Origin of the sequence: Pantoea sp. Fr+CA_20 (assembly GCF_024520835.1) — a bacterium.
In the GTDB taxonomy this organism is placed as follows: domain Bacteria; phylum Pseudomonadota; class Gammaproteobacteria; order Enterobacterales; family Enterobacteriaceae; genus Pantoea; species Pantoea allii.
Genome location: NZ_JALNPN010000004.1, coordinates 79,672 through 101,625, shown reverse-complemented (window position 1 = coordinate 101,625; position 21,954 = coordinate 79,672). Strand labels below are relative to the sequence as shown.

Sequence of the window (21,954 nt, the reverse complement as noted above, 5' to 3'; positions counted from 1 at the left end):
CGTTATACCAGTCGGGTTGTGTGCCAGGCTGCCTTATCCGTAACGCTATGATAAGGCGGGCGTTTGAGTTCGTAAGCCATTGTCATGGCATCCAGCATCGTCCACAGAATATCCAGCTTGAACTGCAGAATCTCCAGCATGCGGTTCTGTTTTTCAGCGGTATCACAAAATGCCAGCGCCAGCGCCAGGCCGTGTTCAACGTCGCGGTTCGCCTGGCTCAGGCGGCTGCGGAAATAGAAATAGCCCTCTTCTTTGATCCACGGATAGTGCTGAGGCCAGCTGTCGAGCCGCGACTGATGAATCTGGGGAGCAAAGAGTTCGGTAAGGGAACTGCAGGCGGCTTCCTGCCAGTTAGCGCGGCGCGCAAAGTTGAGGTAGGCATCAACCGCAAACCGCACGCCCGGCAGGACATGCTGTTCCGAGACCAGCTCATCCCGGCTCAGGCCCACCGCTTCGCCCAGACGTAACCAGGCTTCAATGCCGCCATCGTCGCCCTGGCTGCCATCGTGATCCAGGATGCGCTGTACCCATTTACGCCGGGTCGCCGGGTCCGGGCAGTTGGCCATGATCGCCGCATCTTTGAGCGGAATACTGGTCTGATAGTAGAAGCGGTTCGCCACCCAGCCCTGAATCTGCTCAGGCGTGGCCTGGCCGTTATGCATCGCAATATGGTAAGGGTGATGAATATGGTAGTACGCGCCTTTATCGCGCAGCGCCTGTTCAAAGGCCTGCGGCGACAGGGTTTCCGTAATCAGCATGATTTAGTCCTAAAGATGTATCGCCATCCCGTCGTGACTCACCTCTATTCCCTGTTGTGACAGGAAGTGCCGCTGAGGTGACTGTTCGTTAAGGACAGGATTGGTGTTGTTAATGTGAATTAAAATTTTACGTTTTGCCGGCAGCCGGGCGAGTAATGCCATCAGCCCCTGCTCGTCGGCCAGCGCCAGGTGCCCCATCGCTTTTCCGGTATTTTTGCCCACTCCGGCGGTCAGTAACTCATCATCCTGCCATACCGTCCCATCAATCAGCAGGCAATCGGCCCGCTCCAGCCAGGGAAGGATCACCGCATCCGGCTCACCAAGGCCTGGCGCATACAGCAGTGTCTGACCGTTAGCGCGATTTTCAATAAACAACGCCACGTTGTGGCCCGGTAGCGGACGATCGCGGTATGGCGAGTATGGCGGTGCATTACTGAGAATCGGGATGGCGGTGAACTGGAGATCCGGACAAACATCGACGTTAAACGACGTTAACGGACGAATGGGCCGATGCTGCAGTCCGCCATTCCAGTGTTTGAGCATGGTAAAGACCGGGAAACCGGTGGTCAGATCGTCATGAACTTCGGGCGTACACCACACCTGATGTGGGCAGCCTTCACGCAGGCTGAGCAGGCCCGTAGTATGGTCAATCTGGCTGTCGGTAAGAATTATTCCGCCGATGGCTGTACCGCGCAGGACGTTTTTTTTAACCAGTTCTGGCGTGTGCAAAATCTGCTGGCTGATGTCAGGAGAGGCATTGCATAAAACCCAGTCTTCCCCGTTATCGCTAACGATGATCGAGGACTGAGTACGCGGCGTGGCCTGCAGGGTGCCGTTACGCACACCCTGGCAGTTGGGGCAGTTGCAGTTCCATTGCGGAAATCCACCGCCTGCAGCAGATCCAAGGACTTTAATAAACATGAAAGGGACCAGGTGTTGAAACAAAATGCCCGCGCAAACGGCGGGCAAATGATTAGCGGTTGGAGATGTACAGCGTGACTTCCAGACCGAGGCGCAGATCAACAAACGTTGGTTTTTTCCACATAATTTTCTTCCTTTTAGATAAACAGACAAATAAATTACTGCAAAACAGCAGTGCGACAGGGATTGAAATGCGAACCTTGTCACACTATTTTCTCGCAGACCGCACAGTGAAATCAATGAAAAGCCCGTAAGAAAACGTGTTAACCCAGCCAGGTTTGGTGCAAAACCCGCAGCCAGTTTCCCCACGTTAATTTCTCCAGTACGCTTTGATCATAGCCCGAGTCGCGAAAAACGGCGAGCAATCGCGGCAGACCGCTCACGTCGCCCAGCGCTTCCGGCGGCGAAATCCCGTCAAAGTCCGATCCGAACGCCACATGATCGTCGCCCATTATGTTAATCAAGTGATCACAATGTTTGACGATTTCTGCCAGATCGGTGTCGCTGTCACGTTTACCGTCCGCGCGAAGGAAAGCATTGCCAAAATTAATACCGACCACCCCACCGCTCGCACGGATAGCCTTGAGCTGGTCATCCGTCAGGTTTCGGGGCTGTGGGCACAGAACATGGGCGTTGGAGTGGCTGGCAACCAGGGGCGCGTCTGACAGGCGGGCCGTATCCCAGAAGGCTTTTTCATTCATATGCGAAACATCAATCATCATGTGTAGCGCAGCGGCCTGGCCGATCAGCCTTTCCCCCTCTGCCGTCAGCCCCGGGCCGGTGTCCGGCGATCCCGGGAAACTGCCGTTAACGCCTTCACCAAAGCGGTTTTTCAGGTTCCAGAATGGCCCGATGGAGCGGACGCCAGCCTGATAAAAGGCATTCAGCGTTTCGCCGTCCGCGTCCAGGGCGTCAGCGCCTTCAATATGCGCCACCAGCGCCAGAACCCCTTCAGCGCGGCAGGCTTCGATCTCTGCGGCGCAGTGGCAAAGCCTGCCGCGCCCGTCTGACTGCGCGGCTATTTGCTGCAGTATCGCCAGTTGCTGCCACATAATCGTCAGTGGCTCATAGGCTTCTTGCGCCGCACGCGCCGGGGCGACCTGAGCAAGGTAGTCCTGCGGCGGTACAAAAAGAGCAAACAGCCCACCGGCAAAACCGCCCTGCTGCATACGAGAAAAATCCAGATGGCCTTTCGGCACGCCCGCAAAGAATGCCTCTGCGGGCGCATCGCGATGGTACAGCCACAGATTAAGTAACAGATCGTTGTGCCCGTCAAAAACCAGCATAGGAAACCACCTTGGGAAACATCGGCTTATGCTACCGCTCTCTTTCCGCTTCGGCAAACGCCTGCGCACGCAGCGCCACAAGCCGTCAACAAGGTTGTCACTTTTGCGCTTCAGGTTGTCAGTTTTCCGCGCGCGACAGACTTCTCGCCACGCCACACTGGCTTAAACACCTACAAGGAGATGACTATGTTGATGCACCCGGCTGAGAAATACCGCCCGTTCCCCTCCGTTGATCTGGCCGACCGCCAGTGGCCTTCACAACAGATCACCCGTGCGCCGCGCTGGCTGTCTACTGACCTGCGGGATGGAAATCAGGCGCTGGCGGAACCGATGAACCGCACGCAAAAACTTCAGTTCTGGCAGTTGCTGCTGGACTGCGGTGTCAAAGAAATTGAAGCCGCCTTTCCTTCCGCCTCGCAAACCGATTTTGACTTTGTGCGCGACCTGATTGAACAAAAGCGAATTCCAGATGATGTGACGCTGCAGGTATTAACGCCCGCGCGTCAGGACCTGATTGCAAAAACCTTCTGCGCACTGGAAGGGGCACCGCGCGCCATTGTGCATTTGTACAATGCCACCGCCCCCTTATTTCGTGAGCGCGTGTTTAATCAGAGTAAACAACAGATCGTGGCGCTGGCGACCGCAAGCGCACAACAGATTCGAGCCGCCTGTGAGGCCGCGCCCGAAACACAGTGGAGCTTTGAGTACTCGCCCGAAACCTTCTGTTTTACAGAGCCCGCCTTCGCGCTGGAGATTTGTGAAGCGGTCGCCGACGTCTGGCAACCCAGCGCGGAACGGCCGATGATCATTAACCTGCCGGCCACCGTTGAAGTTAACACGCCCAACGTCTACGCCGATCAGATAGAGTTTTTCTGCCGTCACTTTAGCCGACGTGACGCGGTATGTATCAGCGTTCATCCTCATAACGACCGAGGGACGGGCGTTGCCTGCGCGGAACTGGCTCTGCTGGCGGGTGCCGATCGCATTGAAGGCTGCCTGTTTGGCAATGGTGAGCGTACCGGTAATGTCGATTTAGTCACGTTGGCGTTAAATCTTTACACCCAGGGCATTGCGCCGGGACTGGATTTTAGCGATATGGCCCGGGTGATTGAGGTGGTCACCGACTGCAATAAACTGCCGGTCCATCCCCGTCATCCCTATGCAGGCGAGCTGGTTTTTACCGCTTTTTCCGGCTCTCATCAGGATGCGATCAAAAAGGGATTCGCTTATCGCCACCAGCACCAGGAAACGCGGTGGCAGATCCCCTATTTGCCGCTCGATCCTGCCGATATTGGATGCAGTTATGAAGCCGTTATCCGGGTAAACAGTCAGTCAGGTAAAATCGGCGCGGCCTGGTTGCTGGAGCAAAACCACGGCCTGCACCTTCCCCGCGCACTGCAGCAGGATTTCAGCCGTTGTGTTCAACAGGAAACCGATCTGTATGGAAAAGAAATGACGCAGCATGCTGTCTGGCAACTTTTTTGCCGTCACTATCAGATTGAACAGCCTGCCCTGCGCCTGATGGATGCACACAGTCAAAGCGAGTCGGGCGAGCAGACGCAGTTGCGGGCTCACGTCCATCATCACGACCGCACCGTGCCGCTGACTGGTAGCGGGAATGGCCTGCTTTCCGCCGCCGTTACGGCACTGCGTCAGACGCTGGACCTGGCGCTGACCATTGAACATTATCATGAACACACGCTGGGAAAACGCAGCGACAGCCGCTCAGTCGCCTATGTCAGCTGTATGAATCTGCAGGGTGAACGCCACTGGGGCGTCAGCATCGACAATGATACGTCGCGCGCCGCACTGCAGGCGTTGCTTAACGCGGCGAGCCACTTTCTGCCGCAGGAAAGTAGTCCGTTGGTGACACGCCCAGCAGACGGCGAAACATGGCGCTAAAGGCACTTGGGCTTTCATAGCCCAGATCCAGAGCCACGCGCAATACGCTGTCGCCCTGTGCCAGCCGCGTCAGGGCGATAGCCACGCGGGCTCGCCGTACCCAGTCGCTGAACTGCAGGCCGGTTTCACGTACAAAATGGCGAGCCAGCGTTCGACCAGACAGGTTGAGCCTGGCGCTGGCTGCCGCCAGCGACCAGTCGCCAGACAGGTCAGCCTGAACCTGCAGGCAGAGCGCCTGTAAACGTGGACTCTGTGGCAGGGGCAAGGCAAAAGGCAGCACGTCCATGCTGCGTATCTCATCCAGAATCAATTCATAAATCCGTTCGGTGCGGCTGGCTGGCGCGTAGGACACAGGCAAATCGATGGCGTTGATAATCAGCTCGCGCAGCAGCGCAGAAATTTGCACGACCTGACAGCTGGCGGGAAGATCGGCTCTGGCAAAGGAATCGATAAACAGCGTGCGCGCAGCGACCGCCCCGGTGATGTGTAAGCTGTGGCGGGTGAAGGCAGGCAGCCAGACGCCACGGCTGGGCGGTACGGTCCAGCTGCCCAGTTCCGTTTCAACCCGCACTACGCCGCTCAGCGTATGAATAAGCTGCGCGCAGCTGTGATGGTGCCAGGGTTCTGTGGCACCATGCGGATAATCGTGCGCCAGTGGCACCAGCGGGCGGGTGCTGAAATCAAAACTGACCGTCGAACTCATTGCGATTTAAGATACTTGTAGATCACCGCTAAATCCTCTTCACCGTGCCCGGCTTCCACGGCCTGCTGCCAGACGCTGGCGATATTTTCCAGTGCGGGCAGTGAACGCTCAGAGGCATCCAGCGCCAGCTTTGCGTCTTTGAGCGCCCATTGCAGATGCATCTGCGGGGTATAATCATCGCTGGCGATCATGCCCAGCTTCATTTTGGCATAGGGCACGGCCAGCGGGCCGCCGTCCAGCACCTGCCACAGGTCGTCGGTGGAAAATCCAAACTGGTCGGCGAGCCGGGTACTTTCGGCCAGACTCTGCATCAGACCAATGAGCCAACTGTTGATGACCAGCTTCATGCGCGAACTCTTGCCCGCCTCACCCAGCCACTGCGTTCCTTTACCTATCGCGCCGAACACGGCTTCTGCTGCCTGAGCACGAGACCGATCGCCGCTGGCCATCACCAGAATCTGGGCGTTTTCTGCGGGGGCTTTGGTGCCGGAAACCGGCGCGTCAATAAACACCACATCGGGGCGCTCCTGAGCGAAGAAGGCAATCAGCGCATCGGTTTTTTCCACACCGATGGTGCCCATCTGGCACAGGGTTGCGCCCTGTTTTAACGCCGCTTTCGCCTCATGCAGCACCTGCTCTGTGGTGCTACCGTCCGATAACATCGCAATCACGACGTCGGCCTGCTGCACCGCGTCCGCGGCGGATGCGGCTAACGTCAGCCCGGCGTCAATCAAATCTTCGCCCCGTGCGCGGGTGCGGTTCCAGCCGTAAACCCTGAAACCTTTTTTGAGTAAATTGGCGGCAAAGGCGTGCCCCATGGCACCTAATCCCAGTACTGCAACATCAGGTTGTTTCATGCTGATTTCCTTATTTTTGATTAGTGGTGTCCGCCTTAAGCTTACCCGGCGTTGCACGCTAAAATGTAGCACCTGTGACCCTGTACGTCCGCTGGCCTTTGCCTTACTTGCCCCCTGCCCGCCCGTAGTGCGCTATCACGGGGTTAACCGCGCTAAGGGCATGACGTTTTAACGCCATGACGATCATATAAACCAATCAATCATTTACGATTTCCAAACAACTGACAAAAATATTAATATATGCCGCGATTGTTCCAGTTGGTTCATTTAGCACCACTAGTTTCGCGACCTGCCGTTAACCGCTGTGTTTTTAAGCCACTGGTTGGCAGGCGACATACCCAGGGAATCCACGCTTTCAGGCCAAATACAAATGAATATTACGCGATTACGTCGGGTCAGCCTGCCGTTTTTAGTCCTGCCTGCCATATTTTCTTCGCTGCCGCTCTTCGCAGCAGACGTCGATAATACGCTGGTCGTCAGCGCGGCACCGTCCGCAAAAGGCCTGAGCGAACTTGATACGCCTGCCGCCGTTAGCGTGGTTAACGGCGATGATATGCGCCAGGCCACGCCGCGCGTTAACCTGTCAGAAAGCCTGACCAGCGTACCAGGATTGCAGATTCAGAATCGACAAAGTTTTGGCTAAACAGGCAGATACTTGACTGAATTGATTGTATGTAATTGTTTTTTAATACATTCAATCAATTGAGTCATATTAATTATGTACTCATTTATGTACTCATTTATGTACTCATTTTGGCTAGACTTTCTAGTTCTTAATGTTGCCAATTTTCTTTGAGAAAGGAGTTTTTCATGTGGAAGAAACCAGCATTTATCGACTTGCGTTTAGGACTGGAAGTAACCCTATACATTTCTAACCGTTAAACTAGTTGCCCGCACTATGCGGGCAACACATTTTAGGACTTTTCTCACTGCAAATGGTGATGTATGATTTGTAAGAATTGCTAATCATTTCTGGGTAACTTCACCATGTTTAAAAGCCTGTCTGACTTCAAAAATTCTCTAAAATATTCTGTCGTTGAACGTGTATCAAACCCTTTAATAGCCGCGTTTATATTTTCTTGGATTTGTTTAAATTGGCAAATAATTTTAATTCTATTTCTAAGCAAAAAAGACATAGAATTTAGAATCAAGGATATGATCGACGCAGGCGGTGTATTAGTATCATTGGCTTTCCCTGTTATTTCTGCAATATTTTACGTAGTAGTGATGCCGCACATCGTGGAGTATGCTTATAAATTTCAGAGTGGACCATTCAAGCGCTCACAGGACAAATTAGCTGATAGGATTGATAATGCATTAAAGAGGAAGAAAACCACAGAGATGCTAAGGGCTGAAGCTGACATTGCCTACGACCGTAAGACTACGGATGCAGAAAAAGAAATTGAACAAATGAGGCTTGGTATTAATGAACTTAAAGAGCAAAATGGAGAAAAAGAAAAAAACGTTAACGCCTTAATCAAAGAAAAAAATGAACTAAATGATAAAATAAAAATCCTTAGCAAGGAAAAAAGCGACATTTCTCAAGAGTCATTTCAAAATCGTATAGAGCGAGATGAAATTAAAAAAATCACAAAAGAAGTTATGGATATCCTGGATTCAATAACTATTAAATACAATATAAACTTAACCCAAGATCAATTAGACAATTTAAATCGTATTGAAGATTTACTTGGGCAAACAAGTGACAGAGTACTTTTTTAATATAATTAAGATTTATATAGATTTGCCCAGCATACGATTGGCAAATCTGAAAACCTTGTAGTATACGCGGGGGAAAGCATCTCCCGCTTCATGTCCCAAGATTTCTCTATTCCCTGCCCGGCAAAGAATAAATTAGCCTTGCCGCTCTGGTTAAGCCCATGCACAACACGCATCAGAGCTTCGCTGTTGGGCTGTGGCCGGTATTCATCAAAGAGGTTGAGCTGAGACACTCCCTGGCTGAAAAAATCGCCCAGCATTACGCCTGCTTTCATATAGCGGTGACCGTCGAGCCATATCTGATCCAGTGCGTCCATAGCCACCCGGATAATGTCGCGGGTATCGTTAGAAGGCGTGAGCAACTTTCCAGCGGCTTGGTTACCGTAAAACACCTCTTCTTCTGCGTGCGGACTGGTACGCACAAATACAGCAATCTGTTTGCAGTACTGCCTTTCTTTCCTCAGCTTTTCTGCGGCGCGTTCTGCAAAAGCACACACGGCCTGACGCATATCCATGTATTCGGTGATACCGGACCAACGCCTGTGGTGACAACAGCTGCAACGGCAATCGTATTCCCGGCATCGCGCGCAATATGCTTTATACCGGGCTGGCTTACGCCCCTGAACAGGGTTTTTACGCCGGGGCAGAATGGCGTTACATGAGCAATATTGCGGCGGATGACAGCAATGACGTTCGCGCGCCCTCTTACGCCATTATCTCGCTGAACAGCGGCTATAAGTGGCAGGTTGCCAGCTGGACACTGGATCTGTTTGGGCGGGTAGATAACCTGTTTGACCGGAATTACGTGGGCTCGGTGATCGTCAACGAAAGTAACAGCCGTTATTTCGAACCGGCACCGGGGCGCAACTACAGCGTGGGCCTGACGGTCAGTTACGCTTTCCAGTAATACAGGGCTCACGCGGCCGCCGCTCTGGTGGCCTCTCTCCGCTATCCTTCCTGACGCTGGCATCTCGCTGTCGTCAGTCAGTTCATCGTATCACCCACCCATCCCGGTTTCCGCTGTGCCATTTTGCGAGAGCACTCGAGGTTTCGTTCAAAACTTGCTCAAAAAGATCCACTCACATAAACTCTATGTAGTAACGTAACTACATGTGAGGAGCACTCACGTTGAACAAAATCTATTCAAGTCGTGCCTTTAATCAAGACGTGTCAAAGGCGAAAAAAGAGGCGGAGGACGGCCCAGTGTACATTACCGATCGCGGTAAACCCGCGCATGTCCTGTTAACGTTTGAAGCTTATCAAACATTAACGGGTGGCAAAAAAAATCTGGCGATGGCATTAGCCATGCCTGAAACAGCAGATATTGATTTTACACCGGAACGCCTAAGTATTACCGCGCGGGATGTCGATTTCTGATGCGATATTTACTGGATACGAATGTCGTTTCCGAATTGCGCAAGGCAGGAACAGCGCGCGTCGATCCAAACGTCGAAGCCTGGGCTGTCACGGTCAGCACTGATAGCACCTTTATTTCCGCCCTGACGTTGCTGGAAATTGAGAGAGGGATTTTGCATCTTGAACAGCGGGATGAAGAGCAGACCCAACGTTTGCGCCTCTGGTATCAGACACAGGTACTTGAGGCGTATCGTCAGCGAACCTTGCCTGTTGATGGCCCCATCGCGCGGCGCTGCGCCCAACTGCACGTGCCCGACCGGCGCGCTGAAACCGATGCGTTGATTGCGGCGACGGCGCTACAGCACGATTTAATCCTGGTCACGCGTAACCTGAAAGATTTCCAGGGACTGGGCGTTATGCTGCTCAATCCCTGGGATATTGCTTAGCGATTATAGCGCGTTGAGTTTTGCACGCACATCATCACAGTTGCCCGTTTCACCCAGACGGGGAAACACGCGCTTGATGCTGTTTTCGTGGGTGTCGCTATTAAGGTCAGTCATTGCATCCACCGCCAACGTGACGTTGTAACCTAATTCATAGGCCTGACGTGCCGTCGATTCCACCCCAATGCTGGTGGCAATGCCGCAAATAACGACCTGCGTAATGCCACGCTTTTGCAGCTCATCATGCAGCGCCGTGTGATGAAAAGCGCCCCAGGTTTTTTTGGTGATGGTCAGGTCGTTATGCTGCGGTGTCATGGCAGGAACCAGGGTTGCCCAGTTGGCAGGCAGCTCGCCTTCGTGACGCGGCATCTCATTGCGTCCTGGCGCACCGCCAGCAACGTTGACCAGCACAACGGGCAGATCTTTTTCACGGAATGCAGCGGCGAGCATTGCGCAGCGTTCGATAACTGGCTGTGGCTCATGCACAACTGGCAGCGCAACAATCCCCTCTTGCAGATCGATGACGATCAGCGCGGTTTTCGCATCAAGTGTGGTTAAAGCCATGATAATTCCTCTGGAAGCGGTAACAGATAACGAGTCAGTAAGGTGCAGACTGCGACGCTCAGGCAGTCAGCGTTTGCAACGAGGTGCAAACAGGCGTGCAGCGCGGCCTTACAAAGGGGAAGTGAGTATACAAATGCCGGTCAGATCTGAACAGGCGCGGCTGGTTTCAATTTGTAAGCTCAGGTTCGCCCAAGGTAATGAATCAGGCTGTGAAAGCGTAAGCGGCTGTTCAGGGGATTACGGTAGCTGTGGGCAACATCCGCCCTGAACTGAAAGGCCTCATCCTGTTTAAGCCGCCGCCAGGTGTCCTCGATGCCCAGTAACAGTTCCCCTTCCAGCACCACCACCTGCTCAATCACACCGTGCTCATGGGCCGCGGAATCGCTTTGTGCACCGGCCGCCAGCTCAACCGCCAGCAAATCAAAACGCAGTCGTTCGTCATAAGGTAACAACGGTGTGACCGTCATCTGGGCATTGTGCTGTCGGTAACTTGCCACCTCACCGGCGGAAAGCGATCCGTTATGAACAAAAAACGAGAACGGGACATTGAATCCGGTGGCGATTTTCCACAAGGTCGCCACCGTGGGGCTGGATTCGCCACGTTCAATCTGACCCAGCATCGCCTTGCTCACGCCCGTTTTTTCCGCGGTTGAAGTCAGGCTCCAGCCGTTGGCCTGGCGCAATTGTTTCAGCGCATCGCCAAGATATTGCTGCAAATTTTCCATGTTGTCTCCTGCTGTACCACTTCAGTGTAACACTTGTGCGTTATAACGCCCTGTGCGACGATGTGCGCTATAACGCACAAGAGGGTTACATCATGTCTGCACACCGCGCGCCGTTCCCCATTACCTTGCCCATGACCGTTTCCGGCTTTGTCGCGGTGTTGGTGGGCTATAGCAGTACCGGTGCGATTATTTATCAGGTCGCTCAGTCGGCAGGCGCATCGCCCACGCAGATCGCCGGTTGGCTTTCCGTGATTGGCCTTGCGATGGGCATTGCCTCGGCGGGGCTGTCTCTGGCGTACCGGATGCCGATCTTAGCCGCCTGGTCCACGCCTGGCGCGGCGTTACTCGCGACCAGCCTGCAAGGGGTTTCTGTCAACGACGCCGTCGGGGTGTTTGTTTTTGCCAACGCCCTGATTGTGTTGTGCGGCGTAACCGGCCTGTTTGCCCGGCTGATGAACCACATTCCCGCCTCGCTGGCAGCCGCCATGCTGGCGGGGATTTTACTGCGATTTGGCCTGCAGACGTTTAGCGATTTATCAGTTAATTTCACTCTGGCCGCATCAATGTGTTTAATCTGGCTGCTGGCACGCCGCTGGTTCGCCCGCTATGCCATTCTTATCGCCCTGCTGGCGGGCCTTGCCATCGCCTTTGGGCAAGGCAGCATTCATTTCCCTGAGCATGTGGCGCGCTTTAGCCTTCCCGCCCCTGTCTGGCCGACCTTTTCACTGCCCACGCTCATGGGTATTGGTCTACCCTATTTTCTGGTGACCATGGCCTCGCAAAATGCCCCAGGCATTGCCACCTTGCAGGCACACGGCTACCGACCGCCGATCTCTGCATTAATGAGCTGGACCGGGCTGCTGGCCCTGGTGCTGTCTCCGTTTGGTGGATTTTCGGTTTGTGTGGCAGCGATCACTGCCGCGATTTGCATGGGCGAAGAGGTGGATGCCGATCCGCAACGACGCTGGATAGCGGCCGCGCTGGCTGGTTTTTTTTATCTGCTCGCCGGATTATCCGGGGCGTTGATTGCCGTGCTGTTCAGCGCACTGCCTGAGGTGATGGTTCAGGTTCTGGCCGGTCTGGCCCTGCTTGCCACCCTCGGCGGCAGTTTGCAACGTGCGCTGGATACGCCCGACGAGCGCGACAGCGCCCTGATTGCCTTTCTGATTACGGCATCCGGCGTGACGCTCTGCGGTATCGGTTCGGCGTTTTGGGGCCTGGTCGGTGGCGTGGTTGCACATCTGTTATTAAAGCGTAAAACAGCGTAACATCATCAGGGCATTGGTTATTTTCCCGGCAGCGGGTCAAAAAACCACGCATTTATCCCCTTTTTCAGCGGTTTGATTTGCCATTGTCCCACGTAAAATCACCGTAATCGACGATAACACGCGATCTTCTGCCTCAGACAACGACCGATAAGGGCTTAACAGGTGGCAAAAACTTTTCTGCGCAGCGGCAATCTGGATGCGGTTCTGGCTTTGGGCGAGAACGGCCAGCCTGTATTTGCTTCCGCCCTGCAAATCCGTGAAACCCTGCGTTTGCGCCGTCAAAGCGCACTGGCAAATTGCCTGGCCATTCCACAAACCAATGAACGTGGCGACCGGCTTGACTGGTACTCGCCCTTCCCGGGCAAAGTGAAATCCTGGATGGGTGCCAGCGATTATGAACGCCGTCAGGCTTTACAACACCTCACCGCCTGCCAGCAGGACCTGCAGGAGATCAGCGCCCGCGCACGCGATGCAGCTAATCCGGCCATGCGCCTGTTTGGTGCGCTGTTAGGCAAAAGCCTGCAGTTCCCTAATCAGCAATATGTGTATCTGGTTAACGGTAAACCCGTCATTACCTTTTGGGGATTTGTCGACGCTCAGGAGCGTAATCGTGATGATGCGCTGGCCTGCCTGCGTGACAGCCTTGAAGAGTCACTGCCCACTGTGCTGGTTGAACCGCCACCTGAGCCTGTCGCCGTGGCTGCTGCGCCAGAACCTGAACCTGTGGTGATACCTGAACCCGAGGTTACGGAGCCGACGATCAGCGATGTCCCTGTTCAGGCACCCGAACCGTTGCCTGTGGCGGCAGTACGCCGTCGGCCTTTCCGCCTGTGGTATCTCATCCCAACCCTGGCCGTGGCCGCTGCGGCAGCAACGGCTGTTATTTTACATATGCCAAAGTCAGAACCGGTTACCACAGCGCAACCCGTTGCTCAAAACAGCCCGACGCCTGCTCCGGTTATCGCGAGTAAGCCTCCGGCGGTGGTGGCTTCGGCTGAAAAACTGTCCGCCACGCTGCCACAAAAACCGGCCGCAGTGGTGGCAAACACCGCGACAGCAACGGCCAGCGCCCCGTCATCCACGCTTTCAAACGTCGTCGTACCGGCAGTGCCCGCTAAACCCGAGGATCTGGTGGTGACACCGGATGCCGTTCGCGATGGCCAGGTACAGGTCATTGATGGTCGCTGGCGTGTGGAGATTGACCAGGTCAAAACCCCAACCGGTAAACCGCCTGTGATGCGCTTCCAGTTCAAAAACGGCAAAGGCAACGTCCAGATTAACCAGGGCAACACCACCTGTAAGGCTGATGTGACCGCTGCGATGACCAGCGCCGGTAACCTGGTGATTGAGAGCCGCTTTACTGCCCGGTGCGCGGACAAATCGCGTTATCGCATGCCGTTGTTAGTGTGTCATTCCAGCATTGGCGCGGCAGCATGTGAAGCACAGTACAGTGGGGATCGTACGTATCCCATTACGATTAAGCGTGAGAGTAAGTAACTATGTTGGCTCCCCTGATCGATGATAAGCAGAAGATTTCACTGATTGAGAACAGTGGCGTACAGTTTCTTGATTTTGGTCTGCAACTTTCCGCTACTCAGGCGCGCCGCCAGTTCGTGCGCCAGACCGCGAACGGCCCGTTGCTGCGCCTGAATGTAGACGGCAACAGCGGTAAGTTTTTACTCTATCCGCAGGACGGCGGTGCGCCGGAAGTGGTTCGCCCTGAAACCGACATCGCCCTGGCCGACTCCCTGACGCTGCTGGAAGCATGCTGGCTGCCGCTGCCGATGCTGCGCTGCGCATCAGGCCGACGTTTTATTGGCGGCCCGGAAAACTGGGCGCGCATGCGGCTGGTTGCCCTGGATAAGCCGGACAGTACAGGCAATACGCACCGCGTCACCCTGGCTTTTGATACCCGCTGCGTGCCTGAAGAAGACGGCGGCGAGCAGTTGGGACTGACGCCCTCCGATGCGCAAAACGGTGTCACCTTTGCGCTGGCCTGGCACAACTACGAGCTGGGCGATTTTCTTGACCATACGTGGGTGGATGGCTGGCTGCGCGAGTCCTTCACGGATCGCGTATCCGATCGCCGGGAACAGGCAATTAGCCAGGCTCTGCGTGAGTTTGAATACCAGGCGCATTACCTCAACCTGCTGGAATTGCTGGGCGAACAACTTAACCTTACTGAAATTCATATTCAGGCCGCCACGCTGCAAACGCCGGCGGTCAATGTCGATATCATTCTCGACGTGGGGAACTCCCACACCTGCGGCATCCTCGTGGAAGATCACCCGGAAGAGAGCAATGGCCTGAAGCAGACCTATGAGCTGCAAATGCGCGATCTGTCTCAGCCCCATCGGGTTTATAACGAACTGTTCGACAGTCGACTGGAATTTGCCGAAGCCCGTTTTGGTAAAGCTAACTTTTCGCTGGAAAGCGGCCGCGAGCAGGCCTTTATGTGGCCCTCGTTAACTCGCGTCGGACGTGAAGCCAGTCGCCTGGCGCTGCAGCGTGCCGGTCTGGAAGGCAGTACCGGCCTGTCCAGCCCTCGCCGTTACCTGTGGGACGAAGCACGCTATCAGCCAGGCTGGCGCTTCAATCAACAGAGTCCGCAGGGTGAGCCTCAGGCCTGTGCTGCACCTTTTACCTCATTGATGAATGACGAAGGTCAGCCGCTGTATGCGCTGCCCGTGGACGAGCGCTTACCCGTGTTCTCCGCCCACTACAGCCGCAGTTCACTGATGACCTTTATGCTGTGTGAGTTGCTGGCCCAGGCGCTGATGCAAATGAACAGCGCGGCACAGCGTCAGCGTATGCCGCAAAGCCATGCACCGCGCCAGCTGCGCCATGTCATTTTGACGCTGCCGTCCGCCATGCCAAAACCCGAACGTGAAATATTCCGTCGCCGTATGCAGGAAGCCATCGCGCTGGTGTGGAAAGCCGAGGGCTGGCATCCGGCTGACGAGGATTTTACCGAGCAGAGCCAGGCCCAAAGCAGCAAACCCGTGCCGGATGTGCAGATGGAGTGGGACGAAGCCACCTGCGGCCAGATGGTGTGGCTGTTTAACGAGACCCAGGTTAACTTTGCCGGTCGTGCAGAAGATTTCTTTAGCAGCATGGCGCGCCCCGACCGCCCGCGCGAAGCCGACGAGCTGCCAGGCAAGAGCCTGCGTATCGCCTCCATTGATATTGGCGGCGGCACCACCGATTTAGCCATTACCCAGTACCGTCTTGATGACGGTCAGGGCAACAACGTCAAAATCACCCCGCGCCTGCTATTCCGCGAAGGTTTCAAAGTGGCCGGTGATGATATTTTACTGGATGTGATTCAGCTGTGGATTTTGCCTGCACTGCAGCAGAGCCTGCAAAAAGTAGGACTGACGCTGGCTGAGCCGCTGATCAACAAGCTGTTTGGTCACGACAGCCGCATGGATGGACAGGCAACGTTACGCCAGCAGGCCACGTTACAGCTGTTTATCCCGCTGGCTCAGGCGGTGCTGGAACGGTACGAAAACTGGGACCCGCTGGAAAGCCATGCCGAGATCAACGCCCTGTTTGGCGAACTGGTCGATCAGCGCCCTGCCGATGCGGTGCTTGCCTTTATTAATGGTGAAATTCAGCGAGAACTGGGCGGTAACAGCCGTTTCGATCTGCTTGAGGTGCCGCTGGTCGTGAGCATGTCCCAGCTTCACGGTGAGTTTATGCAGCACCGCATGGCGATTATTCCGGCCCTGCGCTCCATGTGTGAAGTGGTCTCGCTCTATCAGTGCGATGTGCTGCTACTGACCGGACGTCCGTCTCGGTTCCCGGGCATTCAGGCACTGGTGCGCCATCTACAGCCACTGCCGGGTAGCCGTATTCTGTCGCTTGAAGGCTATCACACCAGTGACTGGTACCCGTTTAATAAGCACGGCCGTATCGATAACCCGAAATCGACCGCCGCAGTCGGCGCGATGCTGTGTCTGCTGGCGCTGGATCTACGCCTGAGCAGCTTCTGGTTCCGTGCAGGTGACTTTGAGCCTTACTCCACCATTCGCTATCTGGGCATGCTGGACGAAAATCAGGCGCTGACGGACGAGAACCTCTGCTATAGCGACATCGATCTCGACGATCACCAGTTCTCGCTGGACCGTAAAAGCAGCTTCCGCATTCGCGGTAACGTATGCCTGGGATTCCGCCAGTTAGATAATGAACGCTGGCCCGCCTCGCCACTGTACAGCCTGACGCTCAACGATGCGGCACTGGCACGCAAGGTCGCAGGTGAAAGCGTTCTGCGTGTGAAGCTGGCAGTGAAGGCCGGTCCGGGTACGCCCGGCCCTGAAAATCTGGTGTTAAGCGAAGCCAAACTGGATGATGGCACGCGTGTTCCACTTGAACATCTGAGCCTCAAACTGAATACTCTCTCCGCCACGGGCAATGCCAATGCGCAATACTGGATTGACAGCGGGAGTGTGTGTAAACGATGAGATCGGTAAAACCCCGCCAGCCGCAGACGCTGGCAAAACGCCTGAGTTTATTGCAGGACGCCCTGAACGGCAGCCTGGCCTGGATTGAGAGCACCCGCGAACAGTCGCCGCGGCTGGCACTGGAAGCCGAAACCCTGACCCTGCAGTTACGGCAGGCGCGTGTGCAGGCGCAGGCCCTGGCGCAGCAGGTTGCGCGCCCGGTAACGCTGGCGCTGTTTGGACAGTCACAGGCGGGCAAAGCCTGGCTGCTGACGGAAATGGTGGCTGACGCACAAGGTCAGTTGATCACCGCGCTGAGCGATAAACCGATTAATTATTTCCAGCACGTCAACCCCGGCAATCTCGATTTTGCCACCGCAACGCGTTTTACCCACCAGCGTGAAATCCTCTCCTCGGAGTGGCCGGTCGAGCTGACGCTGCTGAGCGAGGCCGAGGTGTTGCGTTTGGCCATCTCCTGTGGTGAAGGGGTAACGCAGCCCGACACTGCGAAAATTGACAGCGTGCTGCAGCGCCTGCAACGCCATCGTTTAACTACGCCGTTGCCAGGTCTGGAGAGCGATGCACTGGTCACGCTCTGGTCCTGGTGCCGCCGTCATCATCTGTATGACGCCCAGTTGGATCGCCATTTCTGGCCGCAGGCTGTTGAACTGGCTCCCTGGCTGAGCGTGGATGACCGTGTGCAGCTGTTTTCACTGCTGTGGCCCGCCGAGCCGGCCCTGAATGAGCTGGTGCGGAGCTTACTGCACTTACGCCATCAGCTGCGTAACAGCACCCGGGTACTGGCTCCGCTCAGTCTGCTGACGGATAATTCCCTGCTGCCCGCTGAGCAGCTGATCGTTCCCGCCAGCGAGCAGGATCAGTCGCTGTCGGTTGAAGTCTGTCCGTTAAACGGTAACCGTCTGGGTAAGCCGCAGAACGTGACGCTGGGATTACTGGCCCTGCTAACGCTTGAGGTCACCATCCCACTCAGCTCCACCCCGCGCACCGCGCTGTATGACGATGCCGACATGCTGGAACTGCCTGCACCCGGAACGCCGAGCGATCCGGCGCTGCGTGAAGATCGCCAGCGTCTGCAGAAGCAGGATGCGTTACGCGCGCGCCTGCTTGAGCACAAACGAATCCTGATCCCGGGCCTGTATGCCGCCCGGCAAAGTATCGACCTGCTGTTGATCTGCACCGCCGCCAGCCAGCGTCAGGATGTCGATGTCGCCAGTCGGGCATTGCGTGAATGGCAGCGCCACCAGCCGGTCAATGAAGCGGGTGAAAAACCTCGCCTGATTTGGGCGATCACGCCTTACGATGCGCGCCATCAGCAGATCAATGTTGACGAGGCGGTACAGCGCCAGGTGGGACAACCGGGTCAGCAGTGGGGTTCTATGCTGGCCCTGGATCGCGCAGGCGTGGATCGGATGTCTGACTGGCTGCAGGAAGAAATGCAGCCAGAGGCACGTCGCGATATGCTGATTGCCCAGTTGGCACAAATCCAGCACGCCGTGGTCGAACGCCGACTGCAGCCCTGGACGGAAGCCGGTGCGTCGCCAGACCAGGCCGCACGCAGACAAAGCATCGCCGACACCTTGCTGAAATGTTTACAACACCGCACCGGTTTGCATGGCGAACTGCTTGAGCGCTTACAGCCGTCCCGCGAAGCCTTGCGCCAGCTGTGGCTCAACCAGTCCACCTCGTCTGTTCCGGCGGCGACCTCCAGCATTCAGGCACCGGAAAATCAGTTTGGTATTGGCTTTGAGTTTGATTTGTTCAGCGATGCCGAAGTTGAACAGCCTGCCCCTAAGCAGACCAGCTTCGGTCAGGGTTCAGCCCAGTTTCCACGTCAGGTTTTTAGCCTGTGGCTGAACCATCTGCGTCAGTTGCCGGAAAACCAGAGCCTCTTAGCCTTGCTGAATATTGATAAAGCGACGATGGAATGGTTGATCGAAGAACTGATTACGGCCAGCTTCCGCACCGGTATTCTGCAGTCCCTGCAGCAGGCGTTACATGAACCGGATGCACAGAGCATGACACACGAATCACGTGCTGACCGTCAGGTAACCCGCGCGATGACGGTGCTGGGGGATTTTGTCGCCTGGCTTGGTTTTCTTCAGCGACCAGAAGCGGAACGTCCGGGAAGCCGGGTCAATCGGGGACAGTCGATTTTCTCGCGTCCGCCCGCGCCCAGCGTGAATTTTAGCGCAGGTCAGCGACTGACGAAGCTTTCTGCCGCGCCCGCTAACCATACGGCCTATTATATTTACGACTGGCTGGTGGGGCTGAACACGGTGATTATTGAGAACAACGGTTACACCGGCGGTGGCGATCTGCCGGTCGCCGCGCGCGAGTCACTCACCGCGCTGCTCAAACCGTTACGCCACTAACTGCCAATCAGGCGCAGCTCGCCCGCCAGCGACTGCGCCGCCTCTTCCAGCAACGCCACCACAGGTGCCAGCTCGGCATGACACTGTTCTGCATGCAGCAGATGAATCTCGGCGGGCAACGCCATTCCTCCGGTCAGCCAGTCCCATAGCGCATCCAGATTGTTGCCGAATCCAGCGCTGCAACCGCTCTGCGCGGCAAACGCGCGATAGAAGGCATCACGCTCGGTGATCTGACGCAGGTCGAAACGTAAGGTCAGCATGATTAAGGGACCGGCTTGAAGGTGCGGTAGTGATCGGTAGAGAGGAAAACCAGGCCATCGGAGGAGTAAACCAACCGGTCTGCTTCACGGTGACCGCAACGGTAGTTCACATCGGCCTCAAACCACTGACGATCGGAACGTTCAGGTAATTTTCTTTCGCGGTTGGAAAAACGATCGCCGCCGATAGCTTTACCCGGCAACACCTCGCACAAGTCCCCTTTCGCGGGATTCCAGCCAAGGCGACGGGCCTGCTTCTTGGTAATGTAATAATCGGGCAGTTGCTGGTGCTGCAGGACCCACCGGGCGACCGTTCGCACATCCGTAAGGGCAGCAATGTCTGACGCAGACGTTTTGGCTGGTGCAGAGGTCAAATAAGGTTTTAACCCTACCCAACAGAGGACAAGGATCAGAACCAGCCCAACCCACAGTTTTTTTGACATGATGGCATCCCTTTAAACAGGATGCAGATGATAGCAGCTTTACCCGAGGATCAAAAAGCGCGGGCCAGATTACCTGGCCCCGGCGGTGTTTACTGCATTGACTGCATGGCAGCCTGAGAAGGCACGCTGTGACGACGCCATGCGCCCGGCGCCACACCATACTGTCGTTTGAAGCTGCGATTGAAAGACTGCTGAGAGTCAAAACCCAGCGATATCGCCACGTTCAGGATTGGTTCATTGGTGCTGGTCAGGCGGTCAGCCGACTTTTTCAGCTTTTTAATGCGAATATATTCACCCAGTGGATAGCCCGTGTGCTCTTTGAACATCCGTTGCAGGTGCCATTTTGAGTAGCCCGCGCGCTCAGAAACGGTGTCGAGATCGAGACGTGCTTCGATGTTGTTGTCGATCCAGTCAATAAGGTCGTGAATAAAAGCGTTACTCATCATGTTTAGTCTCCCGTCGCGGCAGCGAACAGTATTAGTATCAGTTGCAGTTACACTAAAAGCGTGGATGACAATGCCACTTAATGCAAGTTTAATTAATACATTAAATGCCGCACTTTTTATGGGGCTTATTTTCAGTCACCGCCAGGCCGATTTCTTCGCCTTGTCATACCGCACATAAAGTGTATCAGTAATTCTTGCAGTTCTTTGACGCACAAGCCTACACTCCTCGCGATAAATTGCAACCATAGAAGTTGCAAATATTGGCCTGCGGGCTTCATTTCACTGTTCATCGCGGAATCACAACAATGATTACTAACTGGGTTCGTCAGGGATCTACCCTACTGGGAATGGGACTGTTGGTCAGTCTGCTAAGCGGGTGCGACACCGGCCAGACAAAAAATGCACCGCCGCCGCCGCCCGAGGTCAGCGTTGCAGATGTACTGGTAAAGCCTGTCAGTCAGTGGGACAGCTTCAACGGGCGCGTCGAAGCCGTAGAAAGCGTGCAGCTTCGGCCACGGGTTTCGGGTTATATCGATACCGTGAATTATCACGAAGGTGATGAGGTTAAAAAAGGTCAGGTGCTGTTTACCATCGACGATCGCAGCTACCGCGCGGCGCTGGAACAGGCAAAAGCGACGCTGGCCCGGGCACGGAGTCAGGCCAGCCTGACCCGAAGCGAATCGGCGCGAACGGAGAAGTTAGTCGGGACTCAGGCCGTATCGCGCGAGATGTGGGAACAGCGGCGTTCGACAGCCAGTCAGGCGCAGGCCGATGTGCTCGCCGCTGAGTCCTCTGTGGCAATGGCCCAGCTCAATCTGGATTTTACCCGCGTGACCGCCCCGATTGACGGTCGGGCCAGCCGGGCCATGATCACCAGCGGCAACCTGGTCACCGCCGGTGACAGCGCCAGCGTGCTCACCACGCTGGTCGCGCAGGACAAGATGTTCGTCTATTTCGACGTCGATGAAACGACGTTTCTGCACTATCAGGCGATGGCGCGTCAGGGACAACAGCGGCACGCCCTGCCCGTTGAAATTGCCCTGGCAGGGGAACAGGGATATCCGCATCGTGGCAACGTCGACTTCCTGGATAACCAACTCAACGCCAGCACCGGCACAATCCGTATGCGCGCCCTGCTGGATAACCGCGATCGCACCTATACGCCCGGCCTGTTTGCCCGCGTACGTCTTCCCGGTAGCGCGCAGTTTAATGCCCTGTTGATCGACGATAAAGCCGTGCTGACCGACCAGGACCGCAAATATGTCTATGTGGTCGATGCCCAGGGGAAAGCCCAACGTCGGGACGTTAAGCCCGGCGCGATGGCAGACGGATTACGCATCGTTGCCGCCGGTTTACAGGCAGGCGATCGGGTTATCGTTGCCGGACTGCAAAAAGTGTTTATGCCCGGTATGCCGGTAACGGCAAAAACTGTCGATATGGCTGCCACTGCCGCTCAATAATCTGAGGTTGT

Annotated in this window: 21 protein-coding genes and 3 pseudogenes; 12 read left to right on the top strand and 12 right to left on the bottom strand. The window is 55.6% G+C overall.

What is annotated here, in order from left to right; genetic code table 11:
• Nucleotides 1-2 precede the first annotated feature (2 nt).
• From pqqC to NR177_RS07350, 4 genes are all read right to left on the bottom strand, one after another.
• The gene (gene pqqC / locus NR177_RS07365) at nucleotides 3-758 is read right to left on the bottom strand and encodes a pyrroloquinoline-quinone synthase PqqC (RefSeq protein ID WP_096010667.1); all 756 of its coding nucleotides are present in this window, start codon (nucleotides 756-758) and stop codon (nucleotides 3-5) included.
• 9 nt (nucleotides 759-767) lie between these two features.
• Nucleotides 768-1,679, bottom strand: coding sequence for a pyrroloquinoline quinone biosynthesis protein PqqB (gene pqqB / locus NR177_RS07360; RefSeq protein WP_256852573.1), 912 nt, complete (start codon nucleotides 1,677-1,679; stop codon nucleotides 768-770).
• Between the two features lie 52 nt (nucleotides 1,680-1,731).
• Nucleotides 1,732-1,803: a pyrroloquinoline quinone precursor peptide PqqA gene (pqqA, locus tag NR177_RS07355; protein ID WP_009090272.1), complete on the bottom strand. Its 72-nt coding sequence runs from the start codon at nucleotides 1,801-1,803 to the stop codon at nucleotides 1,732-1,734.
• Nucleotides 1,804-1,942: 139 nt separating this feature from the next.
• The gene (locus NR177_RS07350; protein ID WP_256852572.1) at nucleotides 1,943-2,965 is read right to left on the bottom strand and encodes a dipeptidase; all 1,023 of its coding nucleotides are present in this window, start codon (nucleotides 2,963-2,965) and stop codon (nucleotides 1,943-1,945) included.
• A gap of 186 nt (nucleotides 2,966-3,151) precedes the next feature.
• On the opposite strand from NR177_RS07350, the gene leuA reads away from it, so the two are divergent.
• Nucleotides 3,152-4,867: a 2-isopropylmalate synthase gene (leuA, locus tag NR177_RS07345; protein WP_256852571.1), complete on the top strand. Its 1,716-nt coding sequence runs from the start codon at nucleotides 3,152-3,154 to the stop codon at nucleotides 4,865-4,867.
• On the opposite strand, the gene NR177_RS07340 is transcribed toward leuA, so the two are convergent.
• Nucleotides 4,788-5,570, bottom strand: coding sequence for a helix-turn-helix domain-containing protein (locus NR177_RS07340; RefSeq protein WP_109716319.1), 783 nt, complete (start codon nucleotides 5,568-5,570; stop codon nucleotides 4,788-4,790). The genes leuA and NR177_RS07340 overlap by 80 nt on opposite strands.
• Nucleotides 5,567-6,427 carry an NAD(P)-dependent oxidoreductase gene (locus tag NR177_RS07335; RefSeq protein WP_218994559.1) on the bottom strand — a complete coding sequence of 287 codons (861 nt, stop codon included), beginning with the start codon at nucleotides 6,425-6,427 and terminating at the stop codon, nucleotides 5,567-5,569. The genes NR177_RS07340 and NR177_RS07335 overlap by 4 nt, the downstream gene beginning before the upstream one ends.
• A 370-nt stretch (nucleotides 6,428-6,797) precedes the next feature.
• Here NR177_RS07335 and NR177_RS07330 point away from each other — a divergent pair.
• The 3 genes and pseudogenes from NR177_RS07330 to NR177_RS07320 all read left to right on the top strand — a co-directional run.
• Nucleotides 6,798-7,064: pseudogene (locus NR177_RS07330) on the top strand (TonB-dependent receptor plug domain-containing protein); the annotation flags it as partial.
• Nucleotides 7,065-7,237: 173 nt separating this feature from the next.
• The gene (pqqA, locus tag NR177_RS07325; RefSeq protein WP_002905689.1) at nucleotides 7,238-7,309 is read left to right on the top strand and encodes a pyrroloquinoline quinone precursor peptide PqqA; all 72 of its coding nucleotides are present in this window, start codon (nucleotides 7,238-7,240) and stop codon (nucleotides 7,307-7,309) included.
• Nucleotides 7,310-7,414: 105 nt separating this feature from the next.
• Nucleotides 7,415-8,149, top strand: a complete 735-nt coding sequence (locus NR177_RS07320; protein ID WP_256852570.1) for a hypothetical protein — start codon at nucleotides 7,415-7,417, stop codon at nucleotides 8,147-8,149.
• Nucleotides 8,150-8,154: 5 nt separating this feature from the next.
• On the opposite strand, the pseudogene NR177_RS07315 reads toward NR177_RS07320, so the two are convergent.
• Nucleotides 8,155-8,679 (bottom strand): annotated as a pseudogene (locus NR177_RS07315) (DUF4113 domain-containing protein); the annotation flags it as partial.
• On the opposite strand from NR177_RS07315, the pseudogene NR177_RS07310 reads away from it, so the two are divergent.
• The 3 genes and pseudogenes from NR177_RS07310 to NR177_RS07300 all read left to right on the top strand — a co-directional run.
• A pseudogene (locus tag NR177_RS07310) lies at nucleotides 8,673-9,053 on the top strand (TonB-dependent receptor domain-containing protein); the annotation flags it as partial. The pseudogenes NR177_RS07315 and NR177_RS07310 sit on opposite strands and share 7 nt — an antisense overlap.
• Before the next feature lie 221 nt (nucleotides 9,054-9,274).
• The gene (locus NR177_RS07305; protein ID WP_063879534.1) at nucleotides 9,275-9,523 is read left to right on the top strand and encodes a type II toxin-antitoxin system Phd/YefM family antitoxin; all 249 of its coding nucleotides are present in this window, start codon (nucleotides 9,275-9,277) and stop codon (nucleotides 9,521-9,523) included.
• On the top strand, nucleotides 9,523-9,948 hold the full coding sequence (locus NR177_RS07300; RefSeq protein ID WP_256852569.1) for a type II toxin-antitoxin system VapC family toxin: 426 nt from the start codon (nucleotides 9,523-9,525) through the stop codon (nucleotides 9,946-9,948). Before NR177_RS07305 ends, NR177_RS07300 begins: the two co-directional genes overlap by 1 nt.
• 3 nt (nucleotides 9,949-9,951) lie before the next feature.
• Here the strand turns inward: NR177_RS07300 and NR177_RS07295 are convergent, their stop codons facing one another.
• Complete coding sequence (locus tag NR177_RS07295; protein WP_256852568.1) at nucleotides 9,952-10,509, bottom strand: isochorismatase family protein; 558 nt, start codon at nucleotides 10,507-10,509, stop codon at nucleotides 9,952-9,954.
• Nucleotides 10,510-10,688: 179 nt separating this feature from the next.
• Nucleotides 10,689-11,234 (bottom strand): helix-turn-helix domain-containing protein, encoded by a 546-nt coding sequence (locus tag NR177_RS07290; RefSeq protein WP_256852567.1) that lies wholly within the window; start codon nucleotides 11,232-11,234, stop codon nucleotides 10,689-10,691.
• A 92-nt stretch (nucleotides 11,235-11,326) separates the two neighbouring features.
• Here NR177_RS07290 and NR177_RS07285 point away from each other — a divergent pair, with 92 nt between their 5' ends.
• From NR177_RS07285 to NR177_RS07270, 4 genes are all read left to right on the top strand, one after another.
• Nucleotides 11,327-12,502: a benzoate/H(+) symporter BenE family transporter gene (locus tag NR177_RS07285; RefSeq protein WP_256852566.1), complete on the top strand. Its 1,176-nt coding sequence runs from the start codon at nucleotides 11,327-11,329 to the stop codon at nucleotides 12,500-12,502.
• 162 nt (nucleotides 12,503-12,664) lie between these two features.
• Entirely contained in the window at nucleotides 12,665-13,999 is a 1,335-nt protein-coding gene (locus tag NR177_RS07280; RefSeq protein WP_256852565.1) for an SrfA family protein, read from the top strand.
• A 2-nt stretch (nucleotides 14,000-14,001) separates the two neighbouring features.
• Complete coding sequence (locus NR177_RS07275; RefSeq protein ID WP_256852564.1) at nucleotides 14,002-16,965, top strand: virulence factor SrfB; 2,964 nt, start codon at nucleotides 14,002-14,004, stop codon at nucleotides 16,963-16,965.
• Nucleotides 16,962-19,337, top strand: a complete 2,376-nt coding sequence (locus tag NR177_RS07270) for a virulence factor SrfC family protein (protein ID WP_256852563.1) — start codon at nucleotides 16,962-16,964, stop codon at nucleotides 19,335-19,337. The genes NR177_RS07275 and NR177_RS07270 overlap by 4 nt, the downstream gene beginning before the upstream one ends.
• Here the strand turns inward: NR177_RS07270 and NR177_RS07265 are convergent.
• From NR177_RS07265 to NR177_RS07255, 3 genes are all read right to left on the bottom strand, one after another.
• Nucleotides 19,334-19,597, bottom strand: coding sequence for a barstar family protein (locus NR177_RS07265; protein ID WP_096010679.1), 264 nt, complete (start codon nucleotides 19,595-19,597; stop codon nucleotides 19,334-19,336). The genes NR177_RS07270 and NR177_RS07265 overlap by 4 nt on opposite strands.
• 2 nt (nucleotides 19,598-19,599) lie before the next feature.
• Nucleotides 19,600-20,037: a ribonuclease domain-containing protein gene (locus NR177_RS07260; RefSeq protein ID WP_063879525.1), complete on the bottom strand. Its 438-nt coding sequence runs from the start codon at nucleotides 20,035-20,037 to the stop codon at nucleotides 19,600-19,602.
• An 89-nt stretch (nucleotides 20,038-20,126) separates the two neighbouring features.
• Nucleotides 20,127-20,483 carry a helix-turn-helix domain-containing protein gene (locus NR177_RS07255; RefSeq protein WP_063879524.1) on the bottom strand — a complete coding sequence of 119 codons (357 nt, stop codon included), beginning with the start codon at nucleotides 20,481-20,483 and terminating at the stop codon, nucleotides 20,127-20,129.
• Between the two features lie 305 nt (nucleotides 20,484-20,788).
• Here NR177_RS07255 and NR177_RS07250 point away from each other — a divergent pair, with 305 nt between their 5' ends.
• Nucleotides 20,789-21,943 carry an efflux RND transporter periplasmic adaptor subunit gene (locus NR177_RS07250; protein ID WP_096010680.1) on the top strand — a complete coding sequence of 385 codons (1,155 nt, stop codon included), beginning with the start codon at nucleotides 20,789-20,791 and terminating at the stop codon, nucleotides 21,941-21,943.
• The last annotated feature ends 11 nt before the right edge of the window (nucleotides 21,944-21,954 follow it).

Coding starts and splice junctions, on each gene's coding strand:
- pqqC (WP_096010667.1), bottom strand. CDS start 758: ATGCTGATTACGGAAACCCTGTCGCCGCAGGCCTTTGAACAGGCGCTG.
- pqqB (WP_256852573.1), bottom strand. CDS start 1,679: ATGTTTATTAAAGTCCTTGGATCTGCTGCAGGCGGTGGATTTCCGCAA.
- NR177_RS07350 (WP_256852572.1), bottom strand. CDS start 2,965: ATGCTGGTTTTTGACGGGCACAACGATCTGTTACTTAATCTGTGGCTG.
- leuA (WP_256852571.1), top strand. CDS start 3,152: ATGTTGATGCACCCGGCTGAGAAATACCGCCCGTTCCCCTCCGTTGAT.
- NR177_RS07340 (WP_109716319.1), bottom strand. CDS start 5,570: ATGAGTTCGACGGTCAGTTTTGATTTCAGCACCCGCCCGCTGGTGCCA.
- NR177_RS07335 (WP_218994559.1), bottom strand. CDS start 6,427: ATGAAACAACCTGATGTTGCAGTACTGGGATTAGGTGCCATGGGGCAC.
- NR177_RS07320 (WP_256852570.1), top strand. CDS start 7,415: ATGTTTAAAAGCCTGTCTGACTTCAAAAATTCTCTAAAATATTCTGTC.
- NR177_RS07300 (WP_256852569.1), top strand. CDS start 9,523: ATGCGATATTTACTGGATACGAATGTCGTTTCCGAATTGCGCAAGGCA.
- NR177_RS07295 (WP_256852568.1), bottom strand. CDS start 10,509: ATGGCTTTAACCACACTTGATGCGAAAACCGCGCTGATCGTCATCGAT.
- NR177_RS07290 (WP_256852567.1), bottom strand. CDS start 11,234: ATGGAAAATTTGCAGCAATATCTTGGCGATGCGCTGAAACAATTGCGC.
- NR177_RS07285 (WP_256852566.1), top strand. CDS start 11,327: ATGTCTGCACACCGCGCGCCGTTCCCCATTACCTTGCCCATGACCGTT.
- NR177_RS07275 (WP_256852564.1), top strand. CDS start 14,002: ATGTTGGCTCCCCTGATCGATGATAAGCAGAAGATTTCACTGATTGAG.
- NR177_RS07270 (WP_256852563.1), top strand. CDS start 16,962: ATGAGATCGGTAAAACCCCGCCAGCCGCAGACGCTGGCAAAACGCCTG.
- NR177_RS07265 (WP_096010679.1), bottom strand. CDS start 19,597: ATGCTGACCTTACGTTTCGACCTGCGTCAGATCACCGAGCGTGATGCC.
- NR177_RS07260 (WP_063879525.1), bottom strand. CDS start 20,037: ATGTCAAAAAAACTGTGGGTTGGGCTGGTTCTGATCCTTGTCCTCTGT.
- NR177_RS07255 (WP_063879524.1), bottom strand. CDS start 20,483: ATGATGAGTAACGCTTTTATTCACGACCTTATTGACTGGATCGACAAC.
- NR177_RS07250 (WP_096010680.1), top strand. CDS start 20,789: ATGATTACTAACTGGGTTCGTCAGGGATCTACCCTACTGGGAATGGGA.